Raw genomic sequence first — 22,915 nt, forward strand, 5'->3', positions numbered from 1 at the left:
CTTGACGAATGCCGATAATAAACTTAAAGTAAATACATTATGAGAAATCATTTGATCTGGCAGACGTTAATAGCGGCCGGCGTGGCCTTCGGATTGGTCGTTGCACCATTTAATTCCACGCTGGTTGCACAAAGTGCGCGTCTGCTGGATGACACACCATCTGCGCCGGCAGAGGAATCGCCGCCGCCAGAACCGGTTACAGATACTACTGTAAAAGAAACCGGGGAAGCAGTTTCGGTTGAACCGGTCAATCCACCTGCGACATATCCTTCTGTTGAAACCCCGCTGGTTGAATCGAATGATGGGACTGCGGTAGCCCCCCAGCCGGAATCAACGCCCGAACCCGAGTCACAACCTTCTGAACCGGAAAACACTCCCGAAGAGACTCGGGTTGCAACAGATTCAGAAATCGATCCAACGTTATCTATTGAACATGCAGATGATACAGCAGTTCCCCAATCTACGGTGCAACCATCAGACACAGATACAATAACGCCTTCAACCGAATTGCCGACAGAGCAGGTGTTGGCTTCATCCATTTCCGATGAAACCAAAGCAACAGAAGAAGAGATCACATCCTCTACTCAATGGGAAAGCGGAAAAGTATTGCTGCAATTGAAAGATGGAACCGGACTTTCAACCCTGACCAATCTGCTGGCCGAATTGGGATTTAAAGTGGGTGAATTGGACAAAACAACCGGTGCTTTACTGGTGGATGTCCCCGTCGGCAAGGAAGCGGAATCGGCTGCATTAATCCAATCGCTGGCAGGCATACGTTATGCTGAACCGGTTTACACCGCCACAGCATTTGACGTCACCCCCAACGATCCAGCCTTCCCATCGCAAACCAACATGTTGACTATTAACGCTCCGGGAGGCTGGCAATATTTCACCGGCTCTGCGAAAGTCATTGTTGCTATTATAGATACCGGGATTGATTTGACCAATCCGGATTTTGCCGGCCGGATTGTTCAGGGATATGATTTTGTCAACGACGATGATACTGCCATGGATGATAACGGTCATGGCACCCATGTGGCCGGAATTGTGGCCGCTACCGGTAATAATTCATACCAGTTGGCCGGTCTGGATTGGGCTGCGAAGATCATGCCCATCAAGGTGCTAAATAACTCTGGCACCGGATCAGCATTGAATGTATCCAAAGGAATCATTTATGCCGTGGATCACGGCGCGCAAATCATCAACCTGAGCCTGGGTTTTGACGGATACTCCGCTGAGGTAGCTTCTGCTGTGGAATATGCCTACCAGCATGGTGTGACCGTTGTGGCGGCCAGTGGCAACACGAATTCAGCTGTCACCTTCCCGGCAAACCTACCGCATGTGATTGCTGTTGGTGCCGTGGATGATGATGAAAACCGCTGGGTAAAATCTAATTACGGTTCAGAATTGGACCTGGTGGCGCCCGGAAAGGATGTGCTTTCCTCCGGTTTGATCGGCCCTGTTTATAAATCCGGGACTTCTATGGCGGCAGCCCATGTTACCGGACTGGCATCTCTGCTCCGGGGGATTTCTCCACTGAAGTCTGATCAAATAGAAAAGACCATGAAGAGTACGTCAAAAGACCTGGGCACAACCGGGTGGGACCAGTATTTTGGTTCCGGACTGATCCAGGTAAAGAACGCGCTTAAGTACCTGTTTAACATATTGTTCCCGCCGCATAGGGAAGAACCGGCAGATGAGCAGCCGTCGCAGGTGATATATCCTACGTTCACCCCCACCATGACCCCGACAATCACACCCACGTTTGTACCAACCATCATTCTTAATAATGGATAAAAATAAAACGGGACGGTTCATTTGAAGAACCGTCCCGTTCACATCATTGAATAAACCTATAACCTATCCAACCATATCGTAGACTTCGTGCATCAGGTCGGAGTTGCGTTTGTAGAGTTCTTTGTAAATGGTGTGATATTTATCGTACATCTCGTAGGTAGATGTGTTCGGTTCAACTGTGCGGATGTCTTTCATCCAGCTTTTTACATCCTGGGCTGATTTGAAGGCACCCACACCGAGACCGGCCATAAAGGCATCACCATAAGAGGCGCCAAAGGTGACCGCCGGTACCTGCTGGGCGATCTTGCAGATATCGCTGGTCGCTTGCAGCCAGATGGGATTCTTTGTGCCGCCGCCGACCGCCACAACCTCGGTGATCTTGGCATTGAGACCGCGCATAAAGTCAAAGTTATGGCGCACACTGTGGCCAATCCCCTCGACCGCCGCCCGGAACATATGTCCGCGGGAATGAGCCAGAGTGAGACCGAAATACATACCGCGGGCGCGCGGGTCATTGATGGGAGTGCGTTCGCCGCTGAAATACGGCAGAACGAGCAGACCTTCTGCACCGGCCGGGATAGCCTGGGCTTCTTTGACCAGTTCGCCGTACGCGTTGGCGCCGCCGGCTGTTTCTGCTGCCACTAGGTCTTTACCGACCTGATCGCGGAACCAACGGGTCAGGGAACCGCTGGTGGCCATGCCGGCAATGGAGCAGTAGGTGCCGGGAAGGATATACGGATTGCACCAAAGCTGCGTATCGGTGACGGGTTTATCCAGCACAAGCAGGACGATGATGGTGGAACCATACATCATCATGACCTGACCGGGGTTGGTCACACCGACAGACACGGCTTCTGAAACGGCATCCACAGCGCCGACAATCACCGGAGTGCCTTCGGCCAGGCCGGTTTCAGCGGCGGCCTTCTTGGTGACTTTACCGGCGATATCCGGGCACCAACCGGGTTCAGGCAGGCGGCCAATTTCGCAGATGTCTTTTGTCAATTCATCGCTGTAGCAGTTCTTTTTCAGATCATAGAGCGGCATGGTGAAACCGGCCGTCATGTGGTCAATACGGAAATTTCCGGTAAGGCGGGCAACCAGGAAACTGGAGGCGGTAAGGAATTTATAGGCTTTCTTGTAAACTTCCGGCTCATTCTTCTTAAGCCAGAGGATTTTCGGTCCGGCTGACTGGGCGGAAAGGTCCATACCGCTGAAGTTGAAGATTTTTTCTTTGCCGATGCGGTCATTCAATTCGTTAATTTCTGCATAGGCACGGGTATCTACGCCGTAGAGGATACCGTTGCGCAACGGATTGGCGTCTTTATCAACCGGAAGAACACAGGCGCCAATGGCACTGGCGCCAACGCCCAGAATTTCGCTTGGTTTGATGCCGGTCACTTCGATCAGTTTATGGGTAAGTGTGCAAAAATCACCCCACCACACTTTTTCCGGGTCGTGTTCAGCCAGCCCCTGGCGGGGAATGATGATGGTGTGGGGACAAACCTGTACGGATACAACTTTCCCTTCCATATCCGTAAGGACACCTTTGGATTCGTATGTGCCAATATCTATACCGAGTAAATATCCTTTTGACATGACGTCATCTCCTGAAAAAATTACTGTTTTAATTTGGAATCGCGTTCCAATAAATACCCATCGATTTCCTTGATCTCATCCGGTGTAAGGCGGGGAATGATGGTTGTTTCTTTGATTTGTTCTGCCCGGCGTGCTCCGGCAATGGCAGCCGTCACTTCAGATCTGCGCAAAACCCAGGCAATAGCCAATTGCGACAGGTTGCAGCCTTTTCTATCAGCAATCGGCCGCAATTTATCCACAAACTCCACATTGATGCTGAACTCCGGTTCCTGGAAAAGGGATGATTTGGTGCGGCGCCAATCATTGGCTGGCAGAGTGTTGAGATAATCTTTATTAAACTTTCCAGCCAGCATCCCTGATTCAATGGGGCTGTATACCACGACACCGATTTTGTTCGCCGCGCAATATGGAAGCAATTCTGCTTCGATATCGCGGCGCAGCATGCTGTAAGGCGGTTGATTAGAAGCCACCGGATGAATGGACTGGAGGCGTTTCAATTGGGCAACAGAGAAATTGGATACACCCAGGTAGCGCACTTTACCCTCCTGAACCAGCCGGGTCATTTCTCCCCAGGCTTCTTCAATATCAGGTTCCGGGTCAGGCCAGTGGATTTGCCAGAGGTCAATCACATCGGTTTGCAGGCGGCGCAGACTATCTTCACATTCCTTACGGATGCTCCAGCTTTTTAACCGCCCAAACACTTCGCCAGTTTCCTCATTCCATCCGCGTCCACATTTTGTCGCAATAATCACCTTGCTGCGGCGGTCTTTGATGGTGCGGGCTACCACCTCTTCGGCATGCCCCAATCCATAACAGGCGGCTGTATCAATCCAATTGACTCCCTGGTCAAAGGCAGCATGAATCGTACGGATCGATTCTTCGTCGTCAGTGACCCCCCAACCCCATTCCCAACGAGCTCCGCCAATGATCCAGGTGCCTATACCTACTTCGGAAAGCTGCAGGTCAGTATACCCAAGTCGCCGGTACTTCATCCAAAAATCCTCCAGAAGAAAATGGGAAAGAAGTTTGAGTGAGATTGAATGTGCTTATTATAGTATTTGTTTGTTTGAACAGAGTCAAAGAATCAAAGAAACAAAAAGCAATTCATAGATGATTATAGATGAAGTTTTTCTTCCTGAGGAAGAGATGAATGTCACATCTCGGTGGAAAGGGTTTCCCACTTTTGCATCTGGTCTTCCAGTTCTTTTTGAATCTGATTGAACCGGTTCCCCAGATCAAGCACTTTTTGAGAATCAACCGGCGGATTTTCAAGTTGACGGCTGATGGCATCCAACTCTTTTTCAAGATCAGAAATACGGGCTTCTAATCTTTTCATGGTTTCCTGCTGTTTGTGGCTTGGACGTGAGGATTTCGCCTTTGGTGATAATGTGTTTGCAGCAGGAGATGCAGCCTTTTTTCCGGTCTCAATTTTGTTTATGTTTTCTTTTTCCTGGCGGCGAAAGGCGGCATATTCACTGTAGGTACCGGGAAACACCTTCATGACCCGTTCATCGGGTAACACATCCCATATTTGAGTGGCCAGAGCGTCGATGAGGTAGCGGTCGTGTGAAACCAGCAGGATGGTGCCGTCAAAATCTTGTAAAACTTCCTGAAGAGCATCCTGAGATGACAGGTCAAGGTGGTTGGTTGGTTCATCAAGCAGTAGCAGGTTGGCGCCGCTTAATGCCAGACAGGCCAGAGCCAGCCGTCCGCGTTCACCACCGGAAAGAAGGGAGACTTGCTTGAAGACATCATCACCGGTGAAAAGAAATTTCGCCAGATAGTCACGCACTTCACCCGGCAGCATTTTGGGAGCTGACCGGTTGATTTCTTCTATTAATGTGTTATTCGGGTTCAGACCTTCGTGTGCCTGGGCAAAATACCCAATCTTGAGACTGGCACCCATTTCAGCTTCCCCTGCCAGAGGAGCAAGCTGACCGAGCAAGGTTTTCAACAGGGTGGTTTTACCTGCCCCATTTGGGCCGATGACAGCCGCACATTCTCCACGCAGCAGGATCAGATCAGGTACAACAAACAGCGGCCGACCTTCATCGGCATAGCCGACTGAAAGGCCGGTTGTCTTGATGACCAGGTCTCCGGAACGGTTGGTTGGAGTCAACCGCAGGTGAAGGGCATCACTGGTCATTGGCCGGTCCAGTTTCTTTTCTTCCAGGAACCTTTCGAGACGTTTCAATCGTCCCTGTGCCTGCCGGGTGTTCTGACCCGCCATGTTGCGCCGGATGTATTCTTGTTCTTTCTGGATGAATTCCTGCTGGGCTTCCACCTCTTTCAGCAGGCGGATACGGCGTTCCTCGCGTTGCTGCTGGTAGGCGGAATAATTGCCGTGGTAGGTTTCAAAACCATTGTCCATTTCCCAGATGGTGTCAGCCACCTGATCCAGGAAGAAGCGGTCATGTGAAATGACAAGCACAGCCCCTGAAAAATCCTTTAGTGTATTTTCCAGCCATTCCAATGCGGCGATATCCAGATGGTTGTTAGGCTCGTCAAGCAGTAAAAGATCAGGTTGACTGAGCAGCAGGCGTGCCAGCAGGGCGCGGGTTTTCTGGCCGCCAGAAAGCTGGTTGAGTGGACGCCGGGCATCTTCATCAGAGAAACCCAGTCCGGTCAACGTTTGATGAATCCAGGTTTCATATATATAGCCGCCGGCCACCTCATATTCATGCTGAAGACGACCGTATGAATCCAGTAGATCAACCGGGGCATCCGGTTTGCTCATGGCTTCTTCCAGCCGATGCAATTCTTTTTGCCTGGCCAGAAGGTTTTCGAAAGGTTTCAGGCATTCCTGCCAGAGGGTTTGCTCGCCATCCAGGTTGGCTTCCTGGGGGAGATACCCTGTACGCAGGCCGCGAGCACGAAAGACAGAACCTGTGCTGGCATCTTCTTCCCCGATGATGATGCGCAGTAAAGTGGTCTTACCTACACCATTGGGGCCGACCAGTCCAACCCGGGCTTTTTCCGGCAGGCTCACAGTGATATCAGTAAACAGGTCAACAGCGCCGAAGGATTTCCCCAGGCGCTCGATAGTGAGTAAAGGCATGGTGTTATTTTAATGGGAAAAACCGATGAATCGTGCCTTTGTTTGAATGGTTTTCCGCCAATCTTGAGAAAAACACAGGTGGCATCGCATTTGATCCCACCATGACCGGAGTTGATATTCCTATGCCGGTAGGGATGTGGTTAGGTACCGGATTTTGAGCGTGGTGGGTTGAACGCACCCTATAGTTTATAGATGGATGAATTAAATTCTACAAGTCTCTCCCAATCAATATCACCATTTTCTTTGCAAAAATTATTCGCAAAAGTCCTGGTGAATTTGTTTATCATCTGAGCATATGATGCCTGGAATTCATCATTTCTTTCTTTTGCTTTATGTCCCAATGGTTCGATTATTTCCAGATAAAGCTGATCATTACCGGAAATAAACTCCCAGAACTTCTGCCCGCAATACTTGAAATAATCACCCTTATCTGGTTTATTATCTCGCCCATAGCAACAGCCATTTATGGCTTTTATTACCAGGTTTGAATTACTGGTTCTTAATGCCTTTTGTGCTGTTTTGAAATCATCTTTCATTTTTTGAATTTGCGATGAATTCCCCCAATTTGGGCCGGATTTAATTGTAACGATATGCCGAAATCCTTCCATATCAAATTCAAGGTCAATTCCTGTGATTCCAGATTTCCATCCACCATAAACCTGACCATTGATGAATATGGCCAGACCTTCCAACCAATCGCCGAATATTGTCTCTTCATTGGATGAGATATGCGCGTCTACCAGGGTTTTCACAATTTGTTCTGATGTAAGTACATTTTTTGCTTTAAACAAGTAAGGATTTTTTCTCTTCAATACATCTGTCAGTTTCAGACTGTCAATACTTTGAATGCGTTTCTGGTGGAATACACCTATATGTTGTTCAACATAACTTGATACATCATTCAGGTTTACCGGCTTCATAATTCCCCTTTTCTTCCAATAGCCTTGGCTGCAATTTATTCCTTACCATTTCGCAGTATTCAGGAACAATATCAATACCAATGGCATTTCGATTCATCCTGTTCGCCACAAACACCGTCGTCCCTGAGCCCATAAAAGGATCCAACACTACATCATTTTCTTTTGTGAAAAGCTTGATGAACCATTCTGGCAATTCTTCCGGGAACGCAGCGCTGTGGTTCTTATTGGAACATTCTGTAGCCAAATGGAGCACATTGGTCGGATATGCTTTGGTTCTATTCAACCAGTTGGAGATGTTCTTGCCAAAGCCGCTTCCCACCCTGGAATTATCGCGGGTTTTGTCTGTTTCAGAGAGGTTTTTTAGACGCGAATTGGCCCAATCGCCAATGGGTACCATGACCTCATCCTGATACATGGAAAACGATTTGTTTTTATTGAATTGCAGCAGACGTTCCCATGCATCACGAAATCGGTTAGGCCACTTTCCGGGATAACTGTTCTTTTTATGCCAGATAAATTCTTCTGTCCATAGCCATCCCTGCTTTCGCATCTCAAGTATTAATTCAATGACATACGTGCTTCTTTCACCATCCACTACTTTTTCTTTTATATTAAGAATAAAGGTTCCGGTTGGCTTTAAAACGCGAAGTAATTGTTCGGAAATCGGCAAAAACCATTCTACATATTTGTCATGACTGATGCCGCCATAAGTGTTTTTACGCTGGTCGGCATACGGCGGTGAGGTGACGATCAGATCTACACAATTATCCGGTAGGAGTTTTAATTGTTCCTTGCTGTCTCCGTTCAGGATATTTGCAGATATGGCCAAATACGGACTGGTTTGAGTTCTAAATGAAAATTCGGTTTCCATATTTGCTTCTTCTGATCAATTATAAAGAATGGAATATGTATATCTATCATAATTCATAAATCGATTAAGTTTGCAATCCATATGCAATATTATTCTTAATCAGGATCATCTATCATCGTAAAAAAACAGATGGATCAAATAGATGAAAATGCAATTAAAAGTCTGGCATAGACCGGAGTTGATATTCCTATGCCGGTAGGGATGTGGTTAGGTACCGGATTTTTGAGCGTGGTGGGTTGAACGCACTTCCAGGCAAGCAATAACCCTTCGAATGGTCGTGATAAATGCAACTACGTTTAACCCACCCTGTTGTTTTTCTTCCTAACTTCTTACTCGCCGAAGATGCTTGAAATAATGGTGTGCAGGCGGCGTTCCAGCATGGTGTACGAAAAATGCCTCTGCCCCAGTAGATAATTATGTTCTGCCATCTCTGCAGCTAGAGATGGATTTTGCAGCACCCGTCGGGCTGTTTCCACTGTTTCCTGGGTGATATACCCGTCAAATTCAATCACACGGAATCCTTTGGGACGGATATCATAATTAAAGATGGAATAATTATTCACCAGCACCGGACGCCGGTAATAAATGGCTTCTAAAAAGGCATTCCCAAACCCTTCGAAGTCTGATGGATAGGTGACCAGAGCTGCCTGGGGGTAGACATCGTTCAACGTATAGATGTTGCGGCCGTCTTCGGTTAATCCCCGTTTTTCCTTGATGATATCGGCAATAAACAGGGTTGGCACACCCAGCCGCTCGGCATATTCGCGGATGAATTTCTCATATTCATAACCTTCGTCTCCCGAGGCATGGGAAATCACCAGACGCGCATCCAGAAACAACCGGCTGACCAGTTCTATGGCATGTTCGATACCTTTGCGTTGCACAATGCGGGTTGGTTGAAGGATGAGGTATTCACTGGCATCCAATCCAAGGTCACGGCGGACTTTTTTGGCGTAATCATCCGGCGGCGGCGGGGGATGATCAAAATCCATCACATTGGGGATGAGCGTGCTCGATATCCCGGTGCGCAATGCCAGTTGGTTCGATGCCGAGGAATTGATCACCACATGACGGATGGTGGGCATGTGCGGCGGGAAGACAGAGTTGAGAATATCCCACACGCAATTGGTGAGGAAACGCTTGCGCTCCCAGAACATATCATGGTGATGACCGATCACAGGGAATCCGGTCTCTGCGATGAGTTCCGCAAGTGCCATTCCCAGTGGGATGTGAATGGGAATGGCCTGAACATTTTCAGTGATCAACAGGTTCAGGTCAAACTGGCTGATAAACCGGTAAAGCTCATCTTTCAGATGATTTTTCAGGGAATGGATCCGGCGGGTGATATCCGGCGGACGGATGGGTGATGAATACACTACCCGGTTAATGGAGGCATTATCTGGATGTTGAAAGAAGGCTTCGGGAACCACCATGCTGACATCTGCCGGTCTGTCGCATATACCGGCAAAGTAGAAACACTGGTGCCCATTCTTTTCCAGAACAGCCGCCCATTTTTCGGTTTCCAGAGATACGCCGTCTGTCCCTTCAAACCGGGTGGAAATAAAACCAATTCTTAATGAACGATCCCAGGTAAGCATGTCCCACTCCCCTTCGTTAAAGAATGTGAGATATCTTGAGCCTGAAAGTATTATAGAGTTTTTTTAATAGGAAGAATACTGCCTGTCAGCGGGATCAGGCAGGAGGATTCCATTCGATGACTTCGGCTGTGGCATTTTCCTGGATGTGTGAATAGACCGTTTCCATTGGATACCCGCGAGCCTGACACAGGATCGTGGCAATCGCCAGTCCGTGGGCAATCAACAACACAGGCCTTGTGTACTTCTGGCGGGAAATCTCATCTACACAATCTCTGAATCGTTCGGCCAGCTCAGCAACCGATTCACCCCCCGGCAGGCGAGACTCTACCGGATTGCGGGTGCGGTCGGCCAGGGCACCTTCAAATTTCTGGATGACATCTGAAAACAGCATGCCTTCCACTTGTCCCTGAGAAATTTCCCGCAAGCGTTTATCAAAGGTGATGGGCAGGTTGACGACCCGGGCTATTATCTCCGCTGTCTGGCGGGCGCGCATCAGATCGCTTGAATAGATGGCGCTGAAGGGCTTTCCCCGCAGGGTTTCCGCCAGCGACTGAGCCTGCTTAAGGCCGGTTTCATTTAATGGAACATCCAACTGTCCCTGCAGGCGGCCTTCCAGATTCCAATCTGTTTGCCCGTGGCGAACCAGCCAGATTTCTGTCATTACCATCTCGAAACGATTAAGATTTACCGGAAACCCGCCTTATTCTATATGATGGGCGGCGCGGTATTCTGGCAATTCTACCATCGGGGGGCGCTCCAGTTCTGGCAGTTCTTCTACTTCAAGGAAATAATTGGGTTCAGAGTAATGGATCAATTTCATAGATTTATTCACATCTTCCAGTAGTGAACGTCCGTAACGGCGTTCCAAACGACGGAAGATGGCCTGCAGGATCACAAAAGACATTTTGCTTAAGGCTTCCAACGTCTGATTGTGGTGGATACGTTCCAGCAAATCTACCTGACCGATCGACTCGAGCCCGAATTTCTCAAAGATCTCGATGATCATCCCGATTTCCACTCCATAACCTGAGGAGAAGGAAATCTGTTCGAGCGCTTTGCGCCGTCCGCCATATTCACCGGCCAGCGGTTGGATGATGCCGGAAAGTTCCGGGTAAAAAAGGTTGATCATCGGGCGCGCTGTCAATTCGGTCACCCGCCCGCCGGCAGCAGATTGCAGACGGTCTTCGCTTTTCAGGGGGCGCTGGTAAAACCCTTTCACAAGCTGCAGCCGCGGGTTGACCAGCAACGGCCCAAGCACCCCATACACAAACCGCGGGTGGATGTTCACGATGTCGGTATCGATCCACACCACAATGTCGCCTCTGGTCACCAGCAGACTTTTCCACAGAGCTTCCCCTTTTCCGCGGCGTGGACCGTATTCCCTCAGTAATTCCTGATGGATATAGACTGGAATTCCCAACTGCCGGGCAATTTCACGGGTACGGTCACTGGATGTGGAATCAATTAGCACAATTTCATCCAGAAGATGAAATTCATCCATCAATTTCGATTTTATCGTTTGAATGACGGTTCCCACAGTTTCTTCTTCATTGAGAGCCGGCAGCGCCAGACTGATGGTCAAATTTTGTTTTTCTTTCGTTTCCACCAACCGTTGAAGATCATCAAACTCAGAGGCATGATACGTGTTTTCTGCGAACCAGCGGTCAACCAGCAGGCTGATGGCCTTTGCGCCAGACATGGCTCCTTCTGTTCCGCTCCAGCGTTCGGGAAGCGGTCCTTTCCTGCGAACCATAATCACTGCACAGGGGGCCTTCATGAATAACATGTTGCTCGATATGGCCGATAACATTCCCTTGACCGGTGCGCCCAGGATCAGGAGCTGCTTTTTTTCCAGCAGTGTCAGAATGGAATCGACCGGATTGTCAGAATGGTCGCGGCTGAAATGGACTTCCGGGAAAGTTGGCAGTATTTTTTCCAGTCCCTTGAAAGGTTCATCTTCGGCGTGATGGGCGTTGGCCGTGGAAAAATGAATGACATCCAGGTCTGTTTTAGGGAAAGACATTCCCAGTCGCAGCGCCAACTCGGCGGATGGACCACCGCGGACCGGGATCAGGATGGAAGGGTTCTTTTCGGGCCAGGGGCCGCGGATAATGGCAAGGTCACAGGGAGGTTTTGAAAGAAGTTCTTCCGTCACTCCCCATGAACCGGTGCAAAGGGTAGGATATTCAAGCAGCAGCAGAGTTCCTTTTTCGCGAGACACCATTTTCCACAGGTCTTTCCAGGGTTGCTGGGAAACGATCAATTGCGGTGGAACGGAAAAAGATTCATTCACGGTCAAATCCTGCAATTGTCCGCGTAGTTTTCTGGCCGGTTCGGTTTTTTCACTGGCGGAAGCTCCCGGAGGCACAACCAGCAAACCGATTAATTGCACATCAATACCCAGTGAATGGGCCGCCGAGATAGAGACTCGAGTTGTTTCACCATTCAAGATGGGTAATATCACCTTACGGAAAGGCCGAAATATCTTTTTCTCTGTATTAGACATGGCTACTTTACCTTTTTAAGCAGTGGGAGAATCTTTGTCTGGTAAATGGCCTCCCAGGTGAATGAATTTCGGATATTGATCCGCAAGTTATATTGAGGGCTTTCTGTCAACACCTGGGTGATCATGCGGGCAATCTTTCCCGGTTTATCATCGGGATCAAAATAATGAGCCCATGGGCCAGCTAATGCTCGCAGTGGAGGAAGGTCACTGCAAAAAACCGGTATTTTAGACATCCCGGCTTCCAGAATGGGTATTCCAAAACCTTCTTCCCGGCTGGGCAGCAACAGGGCGTCTGCCAGCCGGTAAAAACTGGCTACGCTTTCCATTTCAAGACCCTCAGGGATATGTTCTGCCATCAGATGAACACTGCCGGTTACACCCATCATTTTTCGCAATGAAATAAGTTTTTTCAGGTATTCTTGATTGGCCGGATTATGGGCACCGAGTGGCCCGGTGATCACCAGTTGAGCAGATGGAAGATGTTCCCGCAGATGAGTGGTGGTTTCAATGGCCAACTCAAGATTTTTACGTTTGGTGATTCTGACAGGGGTAAGCAGCAACGGGGCGGCGTGAAAAAGGTCAAGCTGATTGGCCAGTGTTGTTACCTGTTTGTTCAATGCCAGGAAGCCGCTCAGGTCAATTCCTGCCGGGATCACGTGGATGGCGTCAGGAGACAGGCGGGTGAGGGAAGAGTATTCTTTCCGTCGTTCTTCTGAGACAACGACCTGGGTCACTCCAGGCCAGGCAGTGCGCAGCAAATCCCACGGATAGCCGTCATACAATTCCGGCTGGTAGCGCGGTGTGGTCCAGGCAAAATCGTGATGCCAGAGGATGATCCGCGGGCTTTCAGTTTTCTGGGAAAGATTAAAGAGGGCGGCGGTGAGTGCCAGATTTTTATTCAAAGATGCAATATTGTGGGCGATGATGACATCCATGCCGCTCATTATGCGTTCTAATTCGTGTTGGATCTGGTCTACCAGTATTGCAAAATCGTCTGGCACTGTGCCAGTATCCAGACTGGCTTTGACATTCAAAACGCGGGGATGGCGGGAATCGATAAGGGGAACAAGTTCTACCGGACAGCGTGCATCCAGCGTTTCACCACGACCGGCGATGATACGAACTGTATGCCCGCCATTGCTGATACATTGCGCATGACTGAAAAGGACAGATTCTACTCCCCCAACAACCGGTGGTGCTGCATAGTGCATGATCCCAACATACATGCATGCTCCTTTCCCTTGTCACCAATTATACTGATGGGGGAAGCGGAGTCAAACCCGACCGGAAAATCTTTTTTCTCTCTCATTATTAACAGGATTGAGATATACAGAATGTCAGGGGTTTTTCAAATGTTGCGTCTCATCCGGTGTGAGTGCTGTCTATGCTATAATTTCTCTATTCAACGATTGAATACTCATTCATAACATATGTCACCTCGTAAAAAAATCGCAAACACTATGGAAATCATGCTTCTCGGCTTACTGGATGGGGAGCCGATGCATGGATACGACCTGTTTAAATATCTCTCCCGACCCGATGGACTGTCTCGGGTTTGGCACATCAATCAGAGTAATTTGTATGCCATGCTGGATTCCCTTGAACAAGATGGCAGCCTCGAATCGCAGTTGATTCAGGTGGGCAATTCCCCCATGCGCAAGGAATATCACCTCACTGCTGAAGGAACACAACGCTACAAACAATGGATCCGGGAACCTGTATTACATGGCCGGGATATGCGTCAGGTGTTTCTGGCCAAGTTGTATTTTGCCCTCAAGGAGAGTTCGGAAACAGCGTTTGAACTGGTGCAAAAGCAAAAAGCGGTGACAGAAACATGGAAACGGGAGGTAGAAGCATCCATGCAAAACCTGAACGCTGACAATGAATTTGACCGGTTGGTTTTCTGTTCCCGATTGAAACAGATTTCCGGTTGGCAGGAATGGTTGGACGATTGTGCCGGTAGTTTGCTTCTTAACCGTACGAAATAAATCTTTATTGGTGGAAGGTCGTACCGAGTGAATCAGGAATCAAGTCGTATACATTCAAGCAGAACCATTCTGGTTTTGCTTGTCTGCCTGCTCTTGCTGGCGGCCGGTTTTTCATTGTTGATCGGACGGTATCCCTCGGTACAGATTTCTTCACCGGCTGCCATTGCCGCCGATGAGATGGCCTACCGTTTGGTGATGAACCTGCGATTTCCGCGTATGTTGATTGCCATCCTTCTGGGGATGTCACTTTCAGCTGCCGGTCTGGTTTTCCAAATGATTTTTGGTAATCCGCTGGTGGAACCGGGTTTTCTGGGCGTTTCACAGGGTGCATCATTTGGTGCGGCTTTTGCCATTATTTTTCTGGGGAACACCGCCGCCCTGGTACAAACTTCGGCGGCTCTATTTGCCATTGCCGGACTGGTACTTTCCTACTTCTTTGCCCACCGTTTGCGTTATGGTGGATGGGTTCTGCGATTGGTTTTGGCCGGAATCGCTGTATCAGCCCTGTTTTCTTCTGGAGTTGGAATTTTGAAGTATATGGCAGATCCATTAAGCCAGCTTCCAGAAATCACCTTCTGGCTGCTGGGCGGACTCTCCAGCAGCACCTGGGGAAAATTTCTCAGCATATTGCCGGTTGTAACAATCAGCCTTGTGGTTCTTTTGCTGCTTCGCTGGCGGCTGAATTTGCTTTCATTAAGCGATGCTGCGGCTTTTTCCCTGGGGGCTTCTCCCCGGGTGGAACGCGGAGTTCTGCTTGGTGCAGCGGTACTGGCCGTGGCTTCCGTCATCTCAGTTAGTGGAATGGTCACATGGGTTGGTCTGATTGTTCCCCATATTGCCAGGCGTCTATTTGGCGCGGATTCCCGTGTCACCCTCCCTGCCACACTATTGATCGGTGGTCTTTTTACCCTGCTCTGTGATGATCTGGCTCGTATACTGCTCCCGGGTGAAATTCCACTGGGTGTTATCACTTCCCTGCTCGGAGCAATTGGTTTCATTTTCCTGCTCTCCATGACCGGGATTCGGAGTCAAAGATGACTGCGCCAATTCTTTCATTGGATAGAGTTGACTTTCATTACGATGGTAATCACCAGAATGTTCTGAAGAACCTGTCTTTGCAGATTTCCGAAGGTTCGGTGACAGCTTTGCTGGGGCCAAACGGCGCCGGAAAATCCACATTGCTGCACATCCTTCTCGGCTGGTTGCAGCCAACATCGGGGGACATTCGCCTGAAAGACCGTCCATTACATTCCTATACCCGGCGTGAGGCCGGTCAGATGATGGCACTGGTTCCGCAAATTGAGCATATGCCATTCGATTATTCTGTACTGGAATATGTTTTACTTGGGCGAACCCCCTATTTGAACCCGCTTGAAATGCCCCGCAAAGAAGATCTGGAAGCCTCCCACCATGCTCTAGAGCTGGCCGGTCTGGGTGAGATGGAAACCCGGACGGTAACTTCCCTGAGCGGCGGCGAACGTCAGCTGGTGCTGCTGGCAAGGGCACTTGCCCAGCAGCCACATGTCATTCTTCTCGATGAACCTACCTCTCATCTTGACCTGGCCAATAAAGTACGGCTGATAAGAATACTCCGGCAATTGCATGCTTCCGGCTCGACCATATTTCTGACCACTCACGAGCCAGACGTGGCAGCAGCAATTGCTTCAGAAATTGTTTTATTACGAGGGGGATCGTTGTTAACAGCCGGTTCAGTCAGCGAGGTTTTCACGGAAGAAAACCTTACAGCTGCCTATGGCGTCCCTGTTCGGATTATTCAGGTGGATGGACAAAAGGTGGCGCTTTGGACGTGAATCTTATGGATTTGCCCGGCGGCATAACAATTCTTACCGGCGGCCGTGGCATCGGGAAAACCCGTACCTGCCAGCGGTTGGCGGACGAAGCCCTGAAAGCCGGCTTGAAAGTAACCGGATTGATCTGTCCGGCGGTTTTTGAAAATGGTGAAAAAACCGGAATAGACGTGGTCAATGTGTCGACCGGTGAGTCCCGCCTGTTGGCTTGCAAGGTGAATAGACAATCTGGATTTGAAGTGACAGATCATTGGGATTTTTTCCCGGAAGTACTTGAATGGGGGAATAACATCTTAAGCGACGTAAAAGACAGCGATCTCTTTCTTATGGATGAGCTGGGGCCTCTTGAATTTGACCAACAACAGGGATGGATGAAAGCCTTTGATGTTATAAACTCCCTTTTATTTAAAAAGGCTGTAGTGGTTATCCGCCCGGAATTACTGGAAAAAGCCAGAATGCTCTGGCCTGACGCCAACCTGATTAATATGAATACCTGATCGGTTACCCAGTCTCTTCAACCCAAATTAAAACCATGATTCTGCGTGGTAAAATCGAAATGCAGGGTTCTTTTTACCAATTCAGGAGGAAGTTATGGAACAGCAAGTAGCCACCTTTGCCGTCAAAAAGGGACTGGCTCAAATGTTAAAAGGCGGCGTGATCATGGATGTGGTCACTCCAGACCATGCAAAGATCGCCGAAGATGCCGGCGCCTGCGCAGTAATGGCATTGGAACGGGTTCCTGCGGATATCCGCGCCAGTGGCGGGGTTGCCCGGATGAGTGATCCCGAAGTGATCATCCGCATTATGGAAGCAGTCAGCATTCCGGTGATGGCCAAGTGCCGCATCGGTCATTTTGTAGAAGCCCAGATTCTCGAAGCACTGGGTATCGATTATATTGATGAGTCAGAAGTATTAACCCCGGCCGATGAATCTCACCATGTGAATAAGCATGCCTTTAAGGTTCCCTTTGTTTGCGGTTGCCGCAACCTGGGCGAGGCTTTGCGGCGGGTGGGTGAAGGTGCCGCCATGATCCGTACCAAGGGTGAAGCCGGTACCGGTGATGTTGTGGAAGCCGTTCGCCATGCCCGTCAGGTTCTGGGTGATATCCGCCGGCTGCAGAATATGCCGGAAGAAGAAGTGATGTCTTACGCTAAAGAACTGGGTGCTCCGTATGAACTGGTAATGGAAACCCGCTCACTTGGCCGATTGCCCGTGGTCAATTTTGCCGCCGGTGGTATTGCCACCCCGGCTGATGCCGCCCTGATGATGCAGTTGGGCGTTGACGGTGTTTTTGTAGGATCCGGCATTTTCAAATCCGGTGATCCGGCGAAACGCGCTGCCGCCATTGTAAAAGCCACGACACACTATAATGATCCGAAAATTCTGGCAGAAGTAAGCCGGAACCTGGGTGAACCCATGGTCGGACGGCAGATTTCTGCCATTCCTGAACAGGAATTAATAGCCGGAAGAGGCTGGTAATAACCCTATGAAAATTGGTGTACTGGCGCTGCAGGGTGACTTTGCCGAACACCAGACAACGCTGCAAAAACTTGGAATTGAAACCATTCAGGTCCGCCTTCCCGGCGACCTGGATGGTTTGAATGGTTTAATCATCCCTGGAGGTGAATCCACCACAATTGGCAAACTTGCTGTGGCATTCAACCTTATGGAGCCGTTGAGGGAATTTGCCAAAACAAAAGCCATCTGGGGAACCTGTGCCGGTGCCATCTTTCTATCAAAAGATGCCCGGCGAAAGCAGCCATTGCTGGCTGTGATGGATATTGTTGTGGAGCGCAATGCATTCGGTCGTCAGGTGGATAGTTTTGAAATTGACCTGGAAATTCCTGCATTAAAGTCGGTTGACCCTGATGGACATCCGTACCATGCGGTGTTTATCAGAGCCCCTCTAATCCAGGAAGTACATGCTCCGGCAGAAGTGTTGTCCCGTCTGCCTGAAAGCAGTATAAAAGGTGGCGGCCGGATAGTGGCTGCCCGGCAAGGCCGTCTGCTGGCAACGTCATTTCATCCTGAACTCACAGAAGACGACCGTTTTCACCGGTATTTTGTGGAGATGGCAAAATAGTCGTTCGTGCATTAGCCTGGCATGATATTCCTGCACTATACCGCTACCGGCGGCAAGTGTTGGGTCTGGACAGCGCTCTGATGTTGACCAGAGGAAATCCTCTGGGTCTGGCTGCCATATTTGCGCAGCTTCATCCCATGCGGGGATCCTATACCAATGTCTCACCATCTGAAGATGGCGCCCCGCCGTTGTTCGGGCAGGTCAACTATCAACAGGGTGAACGGTCAGCCAGGGTGGCCTTTGTCGCCCCGGAGATGGAATCCAATCTGACGGCTTTGCCAACCTTGTTGGAAGATCTTGCCCGGCAATCCGGCGAGTGGGGTGCCTATCATTTGCTGGCTGAAATAGACGAAAGCAGCCCGGCATTTGAGGCTTTTCGGAAAGCGGGATTCAGCGTTTTTGCCTGGCAGCGTATCTGGAAACTGCCTGTTGAGAATCCTGATTCTCAACCCGACCCTGATTGGAATCCGGCCAGGTTTGACCAGCAGGGCAGTATTCAATCACTCTTTCAGTCATTGATACCTCCGCTGGTTCTATCAGCCGAACCGGTGCCGGTGAATGGGTTCCAGGGGTTGGCCTGTCAGCAGAATGACGAGATTACAGCGTATTCCGATGTAGACTTCGGGCCGAGTGGAATATATCTAAAACCGGTTTTCCATCCCGACGCGGTGGATGTGGATTGCCTGATACGAGCATTGGCTTCCGTTTTGCCGAATCCAAGCAGCCGTCCGGTTTACCTGGCCATTCGATCGTACCAATCCTGGCTTGAAAATGGATTGCAGAAAATCGGAGCAGAAGCTGCTCCGCGGCAGGCGCTGCTGGTAAAACACCTGATTGCCCGTCAGCGCAGCCCTATACTGGAACGCGGCCTAAAGGCATTGGAACAACGCCGGGCTGAACCATCTTCTCCTATGGCTCGGGTGGAATCAAGAGGAAAAAGCTAATCAACCAGATACAAAAATCTTCATGCCGTCAACATCAAGAGGAGCCTGTTCACAGGTTATTTGTCTGTTGTTTACCGGAAGTTTATTTGCATTTGGGTCGTTCATGATTTATGCTATATACAGGATATGACACAGAGACGAATTACAGACGATTTACAAAAATTATTGGAAGTTCTTCCCCCGGCGGTGGCTGAGGCAGTCACCCGGGCGAACAATATTGACAACCTTATCGAAATCATCCTCGATCTTGGCAGAGTTCCCAAAGCACGGTTCGTAAACGGCGAACTGGAACTCTCAGATCGAGAAATCAGCCATCAGGATATCAGTTATGTGGTGGAACGCATCGGTGAGTTTGATGCCGATAACCGGGCGGGGTTGGAACGCACCCTTCATCGGATTTCTGCTTTTCGAAACCGACGCGGTCACATTGTGGGTCTTACCTGCCGTGTAGGCCGGGCAGTCTATGGAACCATTGATATCATCAAAGACCTCGTTGAATCGGGTAAAAGCATTTTAATCCTCGGAAGGCCGGGGATTGGAAAAACTACCATGCTGCGTGAAGCCGCCCGCATTCTCGCGGAGGAAAAACGCGTCATCATTGTGGATACGTCTAATGAAATCGGCGGCGACGGCGATGTACCGCATCCGGCGGTGGGAAAAGCCCGGCGCATGCAGGTACCCACCCCATCCCTTCAGCATGAAGTGATGATCGAAGCGGTCGAAAACCATAACCCCGAAGTCATCGTTATCGATGAAATTGGCCGTGAGTTGGAAGCCATGGCAGCGCGTACTATTGCAGAACGCGGCGTCCAGTTGATCGGCACCGCACACGGCCGGTCATTAGAAAACTTGTTGCTGAACCCGACTCTCTCTGACCTTATCGGTGGAATTGAGTCGGTTACGCTATCTGATGAAGAAGCCCGACGGCGCGGTACGCAAAAAACCGTGCTGGAACGACGTGCCCCTCCCACTTTTGATGTGTTGATTGAAATGATCGAACGCGATAAAGTGGCTGTCCATCCCGATGTTTCATCGGCGGTGGATTCACTGGTACGTGGAAGTACGCCTATGCCTGAAATCCGTTCTATGGGCGAAGATGACCAGATTCTCATTGAAAAACCTGCTCCTCCTCCACCCGCCCGGCAAAATCCCAATCAGGGATTCCGTCGGGGCATGGCGGAACCACCCACACAGCCTGGTACGTCCATGCGCCGGGGCGGACGATACCAGAATGTAGTTGATTCCAGCAGCTTTGAAATGGGTGCTGATGAACCGGCTGAGGTCATTTCTCCTTATGATGGCAAACCTGTCCGCCTGTACCCATACGGCGTAGCCCGCAACCGCCTGATTCAAGCTGCCCGGCGGTTGGGTGTTCCGGTACTGGTGGTGAAGAATCTGGAAGAATCCGAAGCCCTGATCACGCTGCGGGCTTATTACCGCAACCGCCAACAAACGGTGCTGGACGCAGAAGAACGCGGCCTGCCCATCTATGTATTGCGCGCCAATACAATCAACCAGATCGAACAATCGCTGGCAGACATGTTCAACCTGAGCATGGATGGCCCAACCCCCAACGAATGGCAGGATTATTCCAACGCCACCCGGGCAGCCATAGAAGCGGTGATGAATGGTTCCCGCTTTGTTGACCTTCCCCCGGCGTCTGCTCCCATCCGCCGCCTGCAGCACGAAATGGCACGGCAGGCACAGCTCGTTTCCCATTCCTACGGGAAAGACCCAAATCGCTACGTACGGATTTTTAGAGAATGACAGGCCTGTTCATTACCCTGGAAGGGCCGGATGGATGCGGTAAATCCACCCAGATCGCCCCGCTGGCAGACTATCTGCGCTCTATTGGGCGGACTGTGTTTACCACCCGTGAGCCAGGTGGTACGGCTATCAGCGACCAGGTGCGGCAAATTCTGATGGCTATGAAAAATACGTCAATGCACCCGCGTACAGAATTGCTTTTGTTTCTCTCCGCACGTGCTCAGTTGGTAGAAGAGGTTATTCGTCCGCGGCTGGCAGCCGGTGAAATCGTAATTTCAGATCGTTATGGTGATTCCACCCTTGCCTACCAGGGGTATGGTCACGGGTATGACCGGGATACCATCCGGCGGTTATTGGAATTTGCTACCGGCGGTTTGAAACCAGACCTAACTCTTCTTATAGATGTGGATGTGGAAGAAGGGCTGCGCCGACGCCAGGTTGGCGGGGGTGAATGGAACCGCCTGGATGCCTACCAATTGGAATTTCACCGACGGGTGCGGGAAGGTTACCATGAACTGGCTAAGCTCGAACCCGCCCGCTGGGTGACAATCAATGGAGAGCAGACTCCCGAAATGGTACAATTGTCCATTCGTCAGGCGGTGGATGAACGGATTGTATAAAACGCCGGGTCAGCCTCTGTTGAATTCTGAATGGATCTAAATCCATCAAACGGCTGCCTGATGACCGGATTGATGGTGAAATACATATGATGGTTTCTACAACAAAGACTCATTGGCCTTCCCTTGGCATGTTGCTGCTGAGCGGAGGCGGTGCTTTCCTGGCTTTTATGTCAGCGGCGGGATTTGCTGTTGGCGGACTGATGACTTGCCTGAAGAGCTCGACCGGTATGGAAGATGCGCAGGTTTTATTCAGCCTCGCCAGTACAGCTTTTTTGATATTCGTATTGTTACTGCCTTCAACCGTTATGGCTGCCATGCGATTAATGGGAATAGCCATTCCTGAATGGAGGCGTACCTGGTTTTTTAAGGCATCCCGTATCGGGATGTTTCTGGTCCCAATCGCAATCCTTTTCGGTTATCTGGTATCCAGCCATGTTGGTGCCGCAACAATCCTGTTCCCCTTATTCCAACTGATAGTGGTGGGGCTGCCCATCTGGTGGTTGATCGAAACTGGAAAACATGATCTTCCACCTTCTTCTGCACAGCACAATTGGGGGATTCTTTCAATCAGCCTGACGACCACCATGCCGCTTATTGTTGTGGTTGAATTGATCCTGGTTGTCTGTATTGTTGCCGGTGTGGTTTTTTGTATTTCATTTTTTTCACCGGATGTGCTTCAACAGCTTTCAACAACGTTGGATAGATTGGTCAATGCCGGTATCGATAGAGAAACCGTGTTGCGGATAATCCGGCCGTATACCAGCAAGCCGTCCGTAATCTTATTATTAATTGCCATAGCCTCCGGGATAATTCCATTGTTGGAAGAATTGTTAAAACCTCTGGCGTTATGGTTTTTTTCCAATCGTCAACTTACCCCCCGTGAAGGTTTTATCGGTGGAATGATCTGCGGTGCCGGGTTTGCCTTGTTGGAAAGCCTCGGTGCATTGGCTAATCCGTCTGCCGAATCGTGGGTGGTGATTGCTACCGGACGAGTTGGTACCGGTATTTTGCACATTACTGCCACCGGACTGGTTGGCTGGGGATTGGCCAGAGCCTGGACGGATGGAAAATACGGATCACTGATTGGTGCCTACCTGGCTGCTTTTTGTTTCCATTCCCTCTGGAATGCATCTGCCCTGATGACTGGCTTTCGGGAATTGGCCCAATTTGCACCGATACAGGTTGAAGTTCTGGATGGATTTATCCAGGCTTCACCATTCATTCTGGTGATGCTGGCCATCTTTATGGTATCTGTCATTCTCCGAGCAAACACCATTTTCCGCAAGGAACAAAACAACTTGAATGAGTTTTAGATGAGGATTTTTTACCAATGCCTATAAATAAGGGCAGTCTGTGGTA

Annotated in this window: 21 protein-coding genes; 12 read left to right on the forward strand and 9 right to left on the reverse strand. The window is 49.8% G+C overall.

The genetic code is table 11. The features are described 5' to 3' along the window. Positions 1-39 precede the first annotated feature (39 nt). A complete protein-coding gene (locus LTAR_RS02800) occupies positions 40-1,797 on the forward strand; it encodes a S8 family peptidase (protein WP_062531843.1) in 1,758 nt (585 codons plus the stop codon). Positions 1,798-1,860: 63 nt separating this feature from the next. On the opposite strand, the gene LTAR_RS02805 is transcribed toward LTAR_RS02800, so the two are convergent. The 3 genes from LTAR_RS02805 to LTAR_RS02815 all read right to left on the reverse strand — a co-directional run bounded on the left by LTAR_RS02805 (position 1,861) and on the right by LTAR_RS02815 (position 6,451). Then, positions 1,861-3,393 (reverse strand): FGGY-family carbohydrate kinase, encoded by a 1,533-nt coding sequence (locus tag LTAR_RS02805; RefSeq protein ID WP_062420652.1) that lies wholly within the window; start codon positions 3,391-3,393, stop codon positions 1,861-1,863. A gap of 20 nt (positions 3,394-3,413) precedes the next feature. After that, positions 3,414-4,385 carry an aldo/keto reductase gene (locus LTAR_RS02810; protein ID WP_062420653.1) on the reverse strand — a complete coding sequence of 324 codons (972 nt, stop codon included), beginning with the start codon at positions 4,383-4,385 and terminating at the stop codon, positions 3,414-3,416. Positions 4,386-4,546: 161 nt separating this feature from the next. Further along, on the reverse strand, positions 4,547-6,451 hold the full coding sequence (locus LTAR_RS02815) for an ABC-F family ATP-binding cassette domain-containing protein (protein ID WP_062420654.1): 1,905 nt from the start codon (positions 6,449-6,451) through the stop codon (positions 4,547-4,549). 32 nt (positions 6,452-6,483) lie between these two features. On the opposite strand from LTAR_RS02815, the gene LTAR_RS17475 reads away from it, so the two are divergent. Beyond that, complete coding sequence (locus tag LTAR_RS17475; protein ID WP_269079260.1) at positions 6,484-6,609, forward strand: hypothetical protein; 126 nt, start codon at positions 6,484-6,486, stop codon at positions 6,607-6,609. A gap of 21 nt (positions 6,610-6,630) precedes the next feature. Here LTAR_RS17475 and LTAR_RS02820 read toward each other — a convergent pair whose 3' ends face one another. The 6 genes from LTAR_RS02820 to LTAR_RS02845 form a co-directional block, all read right to left on the reverse strand. Further along, on the reverse strand, positions 6,631-7,371 hold the full coding sequence (locus LTAR_RS02820; protein WP_062420655.1) for a PmeII family type II restriction endonuclease: 741 nt from the start codon (positions 7,369-7,371) through the stop codon (positions 6,631-6,633). Then, positions 7,349-8,242 (reverse strand): DNA-methyltransferase, encoded by an 894-nt coding sequence (locus tag LTAR_RS02825; protein ID WP_162837302.1) that lies wholly within the window; start codon positions 8,240-8,242, stop codon positions 7,349-7,351. The genes LTAR_RS02820 and LTAR_RS02825 overlap by 23 nt, the downstream gene beginning before the upstream one ends. 329 nt (positions 8,243-8,571) lie before the next feature. After that, positions 8,572-9,840 carry a glycosyltransferase family 4 protein gene (locus tag LTAR_RS02830; RefSeq protein ID WP_062420656.1) on the reverse strand — a complete coding sequence of 423 codons (1,269 nt, stop codon included), beginning with the start codon at positions 9,838-9,840 and terminating at the stop codon, positions 8,572-8,574. A gap of 94 nt (positions 9,841-9,934) precedes the next feature. Beyond that, positions 9,935-10,501, reverse strand: a complete 567-nt coding sequence (locus tag LTAR_RS02835) for a histidine phosphatase family protein (protein ID WP_062420657.1) — start codon at positions 10,499-10,501, stop codon at positions 9,935-9,937. A 39-nt stretch (positions 10,502-10,540) separates the two neighbouring features. Then, positions 10,541-12,346, reverse strand: a complete 1,806-nt coding sequence (locus tag LTAR_RS17230) for a glucosyl-3-phosphoglycerate synthase (RefSeq protein WP_201775929.1) — start codon at positions 12,344-12,346, stop codon at positions 10,541-10,543. Between the two features lie 2 nt (positions 12,347-12,348). Further along, positions 12,349-13,572, reverse strand: a complete 1,224-nt coding sequence (locus tag LTAR_RS02845; protein ID WP_062420658.1) for a glycosyltransferase — start codon at positions 13,570-13,572, stop codon at positions 12,349-12,351. Between the two features lie 234 nt (positions 13,573-13,806). Between LTAR_RS02845 and LTAR_RS02850 the strand changes: the two genes are divergently transcribed. The 10 genes from LTAR_RS02850 to LTAR_RS02895 all read left to right on the forward strand — a co-directional run bounded on the left by LTAR_RS02850 (position 13,807) and on the right by LTAR_RS02895 (position 22,869). Next, positions 13,807-14,334, forward strand: a complete 528-nt coding sequence (locus tag LTAR_RS02850; protein ID WP_158423379.1) for a PadR family transcriptional regulator — start codon at positions 13,807-13,809, stop codon at positions 14,332-14,334. 27 nt (positions 14,335-14,361) lie between these two features. Beyond that, positions 14,362-15,372 carry a FecCD family ABC transporter permease gene (locus tag LTAR_RS02855; protein ID WP_201775930.1) on the forward strand — a complete coding sequence of 337 codons (1,011 nt, stop codon included), beginning with the start codon at positions 14,362-14,364 and terminating at the stop codon, positions 15,370-15,372. Continuing rightward, positions 15,369-16,145 (forward strand): ABC transporter ATP-binding protein, encoded by a 777-nt coding sequence (locus tag LTAR_RS02860; protein ID WP_062420660.1) that lies wholly within the window; start codon positions 15,369-15,371, stop codon positions 16,143-16,145. Before LTAR_RS02855 ends, LTAR_RS02860 begins: the two co-directional genes overlap by 4 nt. Further along, positions 16,142-16,639, forward strand: coding sequence for a nucleoside-triphosphatase (locus LTAR_RS02865; RefSeq protein ID WP_236686567.1), 498 nt, complete (start codon positions 16,142-16,144; stop codon positions 16,637-16,639). Before LTAR_RS02860 ends, LTAR_RS02865 begins: the two co-directional genes overlap by 4 nt. Positions 16,640-16,733: 94 nt before the next feature. Then, positions 16,734-17,621, forward strand: a complete 888-nt coding sequence (pdxS, locus tag LTAR_RS02870; RefSeq protein WP_062420662.1) for a pyridoxal 5'-phosphate synthase lyase subunit PdxS — start codon at positions 16,734-16,736, stop codon at positions 17,619-17,621. 7 nt (positions 17,622-17,628) lie between these two features. Beyond that, on the forward strand, positions 17,629-18,225 hold the full coding sequence (gene pdxT, locus LTAR_RS02875) for a pyridoxal 5'-phosphate synthase glutaminase subunit PdxT (RefSeq protein ID WP_062420663.1): 597 nt from the start codon (positions 17,629-17,631) through the stop codon (positions 18,223-18,225). Positions 18,226-18,284: 59 nt separating this feature from the next. Next, a complete protein-coding gene (locus LTAR_RS02880; RefSeq protein WP_062420664.1) occupies positions 18,285-19,169 on the forward strand; it encodes a hypothetical protein in 885 nt (294 codons plus the stop codon). Positions 19,170-19,295: 126 nt separating this feature from the next. Beyond that, positions 19,296-20,936: an AAA ATPase domain-containing protein gene (locus LTAR_RS02885; protein ID WP_062420665.1), complete on the forward strand. Its 1,641-nt coding sequence runs from the start codon at positions 19,296-19,298 to the stop codon at positions 20,934-20,936. After that, positions 20,933-21,556, forward strand: coding sequence for a dTMP kinase (tmk, locus tag LTAR_RS02890; protein WP_062420666.1), 624 nt, complete (start codon positions 20,933-20,935; stop codon positions 21,554-21,556). The genes LTAR_RS02885 and tmk overlap by 4 nt, the downstream gene beginning before the upstream one ends. An 86-nt stretch (positions 21,557-21,642) precedes the next feature. Continuing rightward, positions 21,643-22,869 carry a PrsW family glutamic-type intramembrane protease gene (locus LTAR_RS02895; protein WP_062420667.1) on the forward strand — a complete coding sequence of 409 codons (1,227 nt, stop codon included), beginning with the start codon at positions 21,643-21,645 and terminating at the stop codon, positions 22,867-22,869. Positions 22,870-22,915: the final 46 nt, after the last annotated feature.

Origin of the sequence: Leptolinea tardivitalis (assembly GCF_001050275.1) — a bacterium.
GTDB lineage: Bacteria > Chloroflexota > Anaerolineae > Anaerolineales > Anaerolineaceae > Leptolinea > Leptolinea tardivitalis.